The following is a 7,785-nucleotide window of genomic DNA, read 5'->3' on the forward strand; positions in this document are numbered from 1 at the left end:
GCTAACAGTTCCTACTGCCAAGCCTGTAGTGGACTTTCACCACCAAGTTAGCACCCATGCCAGGCGCACACAAAAAAGACAAGTTCACTTTCGTGAAACTTGTCTCTTAATAGTATGTATTATTCTTTGTCGATTAAAGCTTTACGAGATAAGTTAATACGTCCTTTATCGTCAATTTCTTGAACGCGAACTTTAACTTTATCATTCATTGCTAATACATCTTCAACTTTACCTACACGGTGATGTTCTAATTCAGAAATGTGAACTAATCCATCTTTACCAGGTAAAATCTCAACAAACGCTCCGAATTTCTCAATACGCTTAACTGTACCTTCATAAATTTCGCCCGCTTTAACTTCATGTGTTAATTGTTCGATAATTTCTTTAGCACGGTTAATCATTGCTTGATCCGTCGAGGCAATACTTACATTACCTTCGTCATCAATATCAATTTTAACGCCTGTTTCATCAATAATCTTGTTGATTGTATCTCCACCACGACCGATAACAACTTTAATCTTGTCTGGTTTAATTTGAATCATTTCAATCTTAGGTGCATATGGACTTAACTCAGTTCTTGGTTCTGAAATTGTCGAAGTTAATTCTTCTAGAATTGCTAGTCGAGCTTGACGTGCTTGTACTAACGCTTCGTCTAAAATTTGCTCCGTAATTCCTTCGATTTTAATATCCATTTGTAAAGCAGTGATCCCTTTTTCAGTTCCCGCTACTTTAAAGTCCATGTCTCCTAAAGCATCTTCTAGACCTTGGATATCAGTAAGGATTGTATAGTTGTCGCCATCCATAACTAATCCCATTGCGATACCCGCTACTGGTGCTTTAATTGGAACACCTGCATCCATTAATGCTAACGTTCCCGCACAGATACTTGCTTGTGAAGATGAACCGTTAGATTCTAATACTTCTGATACTAAACGAATTGTATATGGGAATACATCTTCATCTGGAATAATTTGTGCAAGTGCACGTTCACCTAAGGCACCATGTCCAACTTCACGACGTCCCGCGCTACCCATACGTCCAGTTTCACCAACAGAATATGGTGGGAAGTTATAATGGTGAATAAAGCGTTTAGACTCTTCAACACCTAAGCCATCAATAATTTGATGCTCTCCTAAAGGTGCTAATGTCGCAACAGTTAATGCTTGTGTTTGTCCACGAGTGAATAAACCAGATCCGTGAGTACGTGGTAATAAACCTACGCGAGAAGCTAAAGGACGAATTTGGTCTACTTTACGGCCATCAGGACGGATGCGATCCGCTGTAATTAAATGACGCACGACTTCTTTTTCTAAGGCTTGTAATGCAGCGTTAACAGCTGATAAAACTTCACCTTTTTCTGAGTTTTCCGCGTGTAATTCTTCATAATAAGCGACAGCACCTTGCATAACTAAAGCAATCGCATCTTCACGCGCTTTTTTCTCTTCAGTTTTAATCGCTTCAATCATAGCTTCGCGGTAACGTCCAGAAATTTCTTCCATGATTTCTTCATCATTTTGTACAATCGTTAATTCGAATTTCTCTTTACCGATTTGTTCAATAATATTCGCTTGGAATTCGTTAATTTCCTTAATTGCACGGTGACCAAATAATAATGCTTCAAGCATCTCATCTTCTGGCACTTCTTCCGCACTTGACTCAACCATGTTAATTGCTTGGCTAGTACCTGCAACTGTTAAGTGAATATCTGACTGGGCGCTTTGTTCTGTCGTTGGGTTAAGTACTAACTCTCCCTCAACACGACCAACGTTAACACCTGCAATCGGTCCATTAAACGGAATATCTGATACACCTAGGGTTAATGACGAACCTAGCATTGCTGACATTTCTGGTGAGCAATCTTGATCTACAGATAATACTGTATTAACGATTTGAATTTCGTTACGTACCCCATCTGGGAACATTGGACGAATTGGGCGGTCAATGAGACGTGCAGTTAATGTCGCATTCTCTGACGGGCGACCTTCACGTTTAATAAATCCACCTGGGATTTTACCTACTGAGTATTTTTTCTCTTCGTAGTTCACTGTTAACGGGAAGAAGTTTCCGTCTACAGGTCTACTTGAAGCTACGGCTGTAGATAATACAACGGTATCTCCGTATCTTACTAGGACTGCTCCATTCGCTTGTCGAGCAAATTCGCCAATTTCAACTGACAATGGGCGTCCACCAATAGTTGTTTCAAAAACATGTTTTTCGAACATGGTATCTCTCCTTTGATTGATAAATTGTGTGTTTTGGAGAACTACTAAACAAATATCAACCCATGACGCGTCTCGTCACAAACTCATACTTGTATAGTAGATCTACCAATATTGATAATTACCAAAACACACACTAATTAGTTTAGCATATTCTCTATATAATTGCGCTCATAAAGGGCAATATATTATGAATATCTACAAAAAAACTTCCATTTCATTACTGAAACGGAAGTTAGTATCATATTAACGACGTAATCCTAAACGTTGGATTAATTCGCGGTAACGAGCTACGTCTTTGTTACGTAGGTACGCTAATAAGTTACGACGGTGACCAATTTTTTTCATTAGTCCACGGTATGAATGGAAATCTTTTTTATGTTCGCGGATATGCTCGTTTAATGAGTTAATATCTGCAGTTAACACAGCGATTTGTACTTCTGGAGAACCAGTGTCCCCTTCGTGAGTAGCAAATTCTGTCATGATTTCTGTTTTACGTTCTTTTGTTAAAGCCATCTCATTTCACCTCTTTCTTTTTTTATCCCTGATGCCAAGAAAAGCGTTGGTGACTCGCTGAACTGAGCATAGGTACTATATAGTATTCCAAGCACTTTTACAGTGCTAGATTACCACTTGATATAATTTACACTATATGTCATGTAAATGCAAGAATTTTTATTCAATTTCTTCAATTGTTTCCTCTGGTAAATATTCAAACATCGTTTGAGTGACAATCACAGCAAAGTGTTCCATTCCTTCTGGTGTATGATGGACTTCATCTTCTGTATACCAATCTGGATTCCCTTGTTGATAGCTATACCAGTCAACTTCGTAGGCATTTGGATATTTCTCAGCTGTGTCTTTAATTGTGTCATTTACATTTTGAATGTGCATCACTCTTGAGTTTGTATTTACAAAGAAGACATTACGCTCTTCTCCCGCAATGGACATCAATTCATCCATTCCTTCTTGATCCAATCCTGCATTGGTTCCAAGGACAACGACTAAATTCTCTTGAACTTCTCCGTCACGAACCATGTCACGTAGGATGTCATTCGCATCCCATAATTGCAAGCTTCCTTGACCATAGATGTTTCCATTCCAGAAAATTTCATCTACTTTCGGTGTAAAGTGTAAAGCGATAGAGTCTCCAAAGAATGTTACCGGCACTTCTGTGGCAAATAATAATTCTTGTGGCGTTAACTCATCGAATACAATTGGATTTAAATCTTCAAATTCATCAAACACTTCTTGGTTCTCAGCAATAAGTTCTTGAAGTTCCGCTGATAAAGTTTCTTGTTCAAAATAAATATTTTGTAATGTTTCTACAGGATCTTCAACTTCTAGCTCGTTAACGAAGACGGTCTCAAATGTATCATCCACTTGGTCTAAATATTCTTCAACTTGGATAATCGGTTCACTTAATGGATACGCCGTATTCAGCAAGTTTGGTTTCGTTTGAAAGGCTTGATACTCTAATTCAAATAAAGACACACGTTTATTATCAGCTGAATAGATTAGACCTCGAACAAATAAAACCATCAAAGCAACATAAGCAATAAAGATGAATAGCTTAGGTTGGAAGAACTTTCTCTGATCAATCATATGACCGATATCTTCCGCATCTTCTTTAAAGTTGAACGAAGAACCAAACCAGATTCTCACGCCCCCGCTTTCAATGATACGATAAAAGACTTCCCCAACAATTGCTAATGTAATCAGGGATAAAACATTGACTACGGTAATGTTTTCTCCTAATTCACGGTAAAATGCTAGGTAAAAAACAATAATTGGGTAATACCATAGATAATATGAATATGACCTTTTACCAATAAGATGCAGTGGTTTTAAACTTAGCCAACTTGTCACCGTCGGTGCGCCTACAGTAATTGAAAATACTAGTAACATACTCAACACATTAAATACTGACATCCACAGTAGATACGTAGCTTCGTTTTGATCTGATTGTGTGAAAACAATCCAAATCATCCCACCTGCAGATAGTATGGCAATTAAATTATATACGAACAATTTAATTCTTGAATTATAGAATAAATTTAGAATTGTTGGTGTAATGTAAGCTGCTGCGACACCAATCGCAAATGATGCAAAGCGGGTTTCAATGCCGTAATAAACACGCGTTGGATCCTCGCCTGGTGTATATAAGAATAAGATAGCGACATGGCTTAGTAATACAATAAAAAGCCAAATAATTCCTTTAGATGGAATTGACAGTTTTAATCTTTGTAATAGTAAGATGATACCGGTTGCGATTAGAACTGATTGTAAGTGAATCGCATTATACCACAAGTGAGTAAACGGTGATGCATCTGACATTTGTACAAAATAAGATTGATCCGTCACTATTTGATAAATATTATTTACAAAAAACAACCCAGAAAATATATCACTCTGAATATGTCTTAATTCAGTTGGATATAATATATATAAGCCGACAACGATAAATATTAGAAGCCACAAGAGTGGTATAAAGAGCCTCTCTATCGTATGTAGTAGATACTTTCCGATCGTTTTCCATTGAATTGATGCTTTAACCGGCTGAACTTTCTCAATATTTCTTGCAAAAAAGAACCCTCCAATAACAAGAAATGTATTCACCATGAAAAATCCACCTGGTATTAAGGAAGGGAATAAATGATAAGCAACGACAGCCATAATCGCTAAACCTTTTAAGCCATCAAAACTTTGCACTCTCTTCTTTTGTCGCATTATATTACCTCCTCATTAAGAATGACCTCAATAAATTATTATATAGGAAGCATTATTATTATAAAAGGCCAAATCTGTTTTTATCTAAATTAATTTAAATTTTCTCTAATTAGTAAATTGCCCTTAAAAAGGTTCGAAGCAAAACAAAAGAACGAAACGCTTCAGACTATAATGTAGTCAAAAGAGTTTTGTTCTAAAATAAATTATTTTCGTTTAAAGAAAGTTGCTTTAAGCTCCATAACAATATCTCTTAAATCTGCTGCCGCTTCAAAGTTGAGATCCTTAGCGTATTGACGCATCTCCATCTCAAGTCGTTCAAGCTCTTCTTCACGTTGCAGACGAGAGAGCTGTTTGAATTGGGCTAGGATATTCTCTTCTTGTTCCTCACCTTCAACTTCATGCGTAATTCGAATAAGGTCACGAACTTCTTTCTTAATCGTTTTGGGCGTAATGCCATGTTCTTTATTATAAGCGATTTGAATCTCACGACGACGTTCTGTTTCTTCAATGGCTTTTGTCATTGAGTCCGTCATTTTATCTGCATACATAATTACTTGACCATTCTCGTTACGAGCCGCACGTCCAATCGTTTGAATTAATGCACGCTCACCTCGTAAGAACCCTTCCTTATCCGCATCTAAGATAGCAACAAGCGACACTTCTGGTACGTCAATCCCCTCTCTTAGTAAGTTAATACCGATAAGGACATCAAAAATACCTAACCTTAGATCACGGATAATCTCCGTTCTTTCTAACGTTTTAATATCACTATGTAAGTATTTGACTTTAATATCGACTTCTTTAAGGTAGTCCGTTAAGTCTTCAGACATTTTCTTCGTCAAGGTCGTAATAAACACACGCTCATCGCGTTCAGTTCGTTTCGTAATTTCTTGAATTAAATCATCAATCTGACCTTTAATTGGTCGGACTTCAACCACTGGGTCTAATAAACCAGTTGGACGAATAATTTGTTCAACATATTCGTCATCAGTATGTTCTAATTCATATGGTCCTGGTGTAGCTGAAATATAGATGATTTGGTTGACATGCTTTTCAAACTCTTCTAATCTTAGCGGTCTATTGTCTAAAGCACTAGGTAATCTAAAGCCATAATCAATCAATTGTTGTTTCCGAGCTCGGTCCCCATTATACATCCCTCGAATTTGTGGCATAGTCATATGAGACTCGTCCACTACAATTAAGAAATCATCTGGGAAGAAGTCAATTAATGTATAAGGTTGCTCTCCAGGCGCACGCCCATCCATATGTCTTGAATAGTTCTCAATCCCATTACAGTACCCCATCTCAAGGAGCATTTCTAAATCATAGGTCGTCCGTTGCTCTAAACGTTGTGCTTCTAAGAGTTTATTCTCAGAACGCAATTCTTCTAATCTTTCTTCTAACTCCGCTTTAATGGTATTAACGGCTTGTAACGTTTGATCTTGATCAGCCACGAAGTGAGTTGCAGGATAGATAGGGAAATGATCAACGTCATTTTTAATCTCACCGGTCATTACATCTACTTCGCGAATTCTATCAATTTCGTCACCGAAAAATTCAATACGAATCACTTCACTATCACGCGAAGCTAAGAACACTTCAACAACATCTCCACGAACTCTAAAAGTTCCCCGCTGAAAGTCAATGTCATTTCTAACAAACTGCATATCAATTAGCTGACGCAATACTTCTTCACGCGATACTTCTTGCCCTTTTCTAATTGATAGAACTTGATTACGATACATCTCCGGATCCACTAACCCGTATATACAAGAAACTGATGCGACAACAATAACATCTCGTCGCTCCAATAATGCGGATGAAGCGGAATGTCGTAATTTATCAATTTCATCGTTGACCATGGCTTCTTTTTCAATATATGAATCCGATGATGGAACATAAGCCTCAGGTTGATAGTAATCATAGTAAGACACAAAGTATTCTATTGAATTCTCTGGGAAAAACTCTAATAATTCACTATACAGTTGCCCTGCTAAAGTTTTATTATGTGCTAAAACTAAAGTAGGTTTATTTACTTCTTTAATTACATTGGCAATCGTAAACGTCTTACCTGTTCCTGTTGCACCTAATAGAACCTGTTCTTTTTCACCGTCATTTAATCCTTTAACTAACTCTTTAATTGCTTGAGGTTGATCACCATTTGGCTCATACTGAGATATTAAATTAAATTTATCCATTTTCTGCCTCCTCATTAACCGAACATTTATTCGCTTAAACCATAATACTCTATAATGCTATAAAATTCTACTTCTTTGTTTCAATATGTTTATATAAATGATTATGTTATTTTTCTAGTATAATTTCAGTTTAAAACAAACAAAAAAAGATTGCATCACTCTTCTATTTTATTGTATAATAATTTTTGTTGACTAAGTTAGCAAATGCTTATATACTAGACAAATGAAATCAGTAAGAAAGAGGTGACACCAATGGCAAACTCTAAATCAGCTATTAAACGTGCTCGTCAATCAAGTGTAAAAGAACAACGTAATACTGCACAAGTTTCGAAAATGCGTTCATTAATCAAAGATTTTCGTAATGCAGTAGAAACTGGTGAAGGTGACGTGAATGAATTATTCGCTAAAGCTTCTAAACAAATTGACCGTACTGCAGGTAAAGGATTAATCCACGCAAACAAAGCAGCACGTAACAAATCTACATTAGCAAACTTAATGAATAAATAATTAAGGTACTTTATCTTAATTACAAAAAAACGAAAATGAACTTTTTACAGTTCATTTTCGTTTTTTGGCTCTTTGTCAAATAGGGTTGATGACTCATTTTAATCAAGATCAAGCAGCATAAGTTGTTGCTT

General features: G+C 36.6%; 5 protein-coding genes. 1 reads left to right on the forward strand and 4 read right to left on the reverse strand.

What is annotated here, in order from left to right; genetic code table 11:
- Positions 1-119: 119 nt before the first annotated feature.
- From pnp to uvrB, 4 genes are all read right to left on the reverse strand, one after another.
- A complete protein-coding gene (gene pnp / locus ACFO5Y_RS01080) occupies positions 120-2,222 on the reverse strand; it encodes a polyribonucleotide nucleotidyltransferase (RefSeq protein WP_197105322.1) in 2,103 nt (700 codons plus the stop codon).
- Positions 2,223-2,465: 243 nt separating this feature from the next.
- Positions 2,466-2,735, reverse strand: coding sequence for a 30S ribosomal protein S15 (gene rpsO, locus ACFO5Y_RS01085; protein ID WP_138405310.1), 270 nt, complete (start codon positions 2,733-2,735; stop codon positions 2,466-2,468).
- A 159-nt stretch (positions 2,736-2,894) separates the two neighbouring features.
- Positions 2,895-4,949 carry an acyltransferase family protein gene (locus tag ACFO5Y_RS01090; protein ID WP_197105323.1) on the reverse strand — a complete coding sequence of 685 codons (2,055 nt, stop codon included), beginning with the start codon at positions 4,947-4,949 and terminating at the stop codon, positions 2,895-2,897.
- A 203-nt stretch (positions 4,950-5,152) separates the two neighbouring features.
- A complete protein-coding gene (gene uvrB, locus ACFO5Y_RS01095) occupies positions 5,153-7,147 on the reverse strand; it encodes an excinuclease ABC subunit UvrB (protein WP_269434948.1) in 1,995 nt (664 codons plus the stop codon).
- A gap of 252 nt (positions 7,148-7,399) precedes the next feature.
- On the opposite strand from uvrB, the gene rpsT reads away from it, so the two are divergent.
- The gene (gene rpsT / locus ACFO5Y_RS01100; RefSeq protein ID WP_138405307.1) at positions 7,400-7,654 is read left to right on the forward strand and encodes a 30S ribosomal protein S20; all 255 of its coding nucleotides are present in this window, start codon (positions 7,400-7,402) and stop codon (positions 7,652-7,654) included.
- Positions 7,655-7,785 lie beyond the last annotated feature (131 nt).

The sequence above is a fragment of the Ruoffia tabacinasalis genome (genome assembly GCF_042652985.1).
GTDB classification, from domain to species: Bacteria; Bacillota; Bacilli; order Lactobacillales; family Aerococcaceae; genus Ruoffia; species Ruoffia tabacinasalis.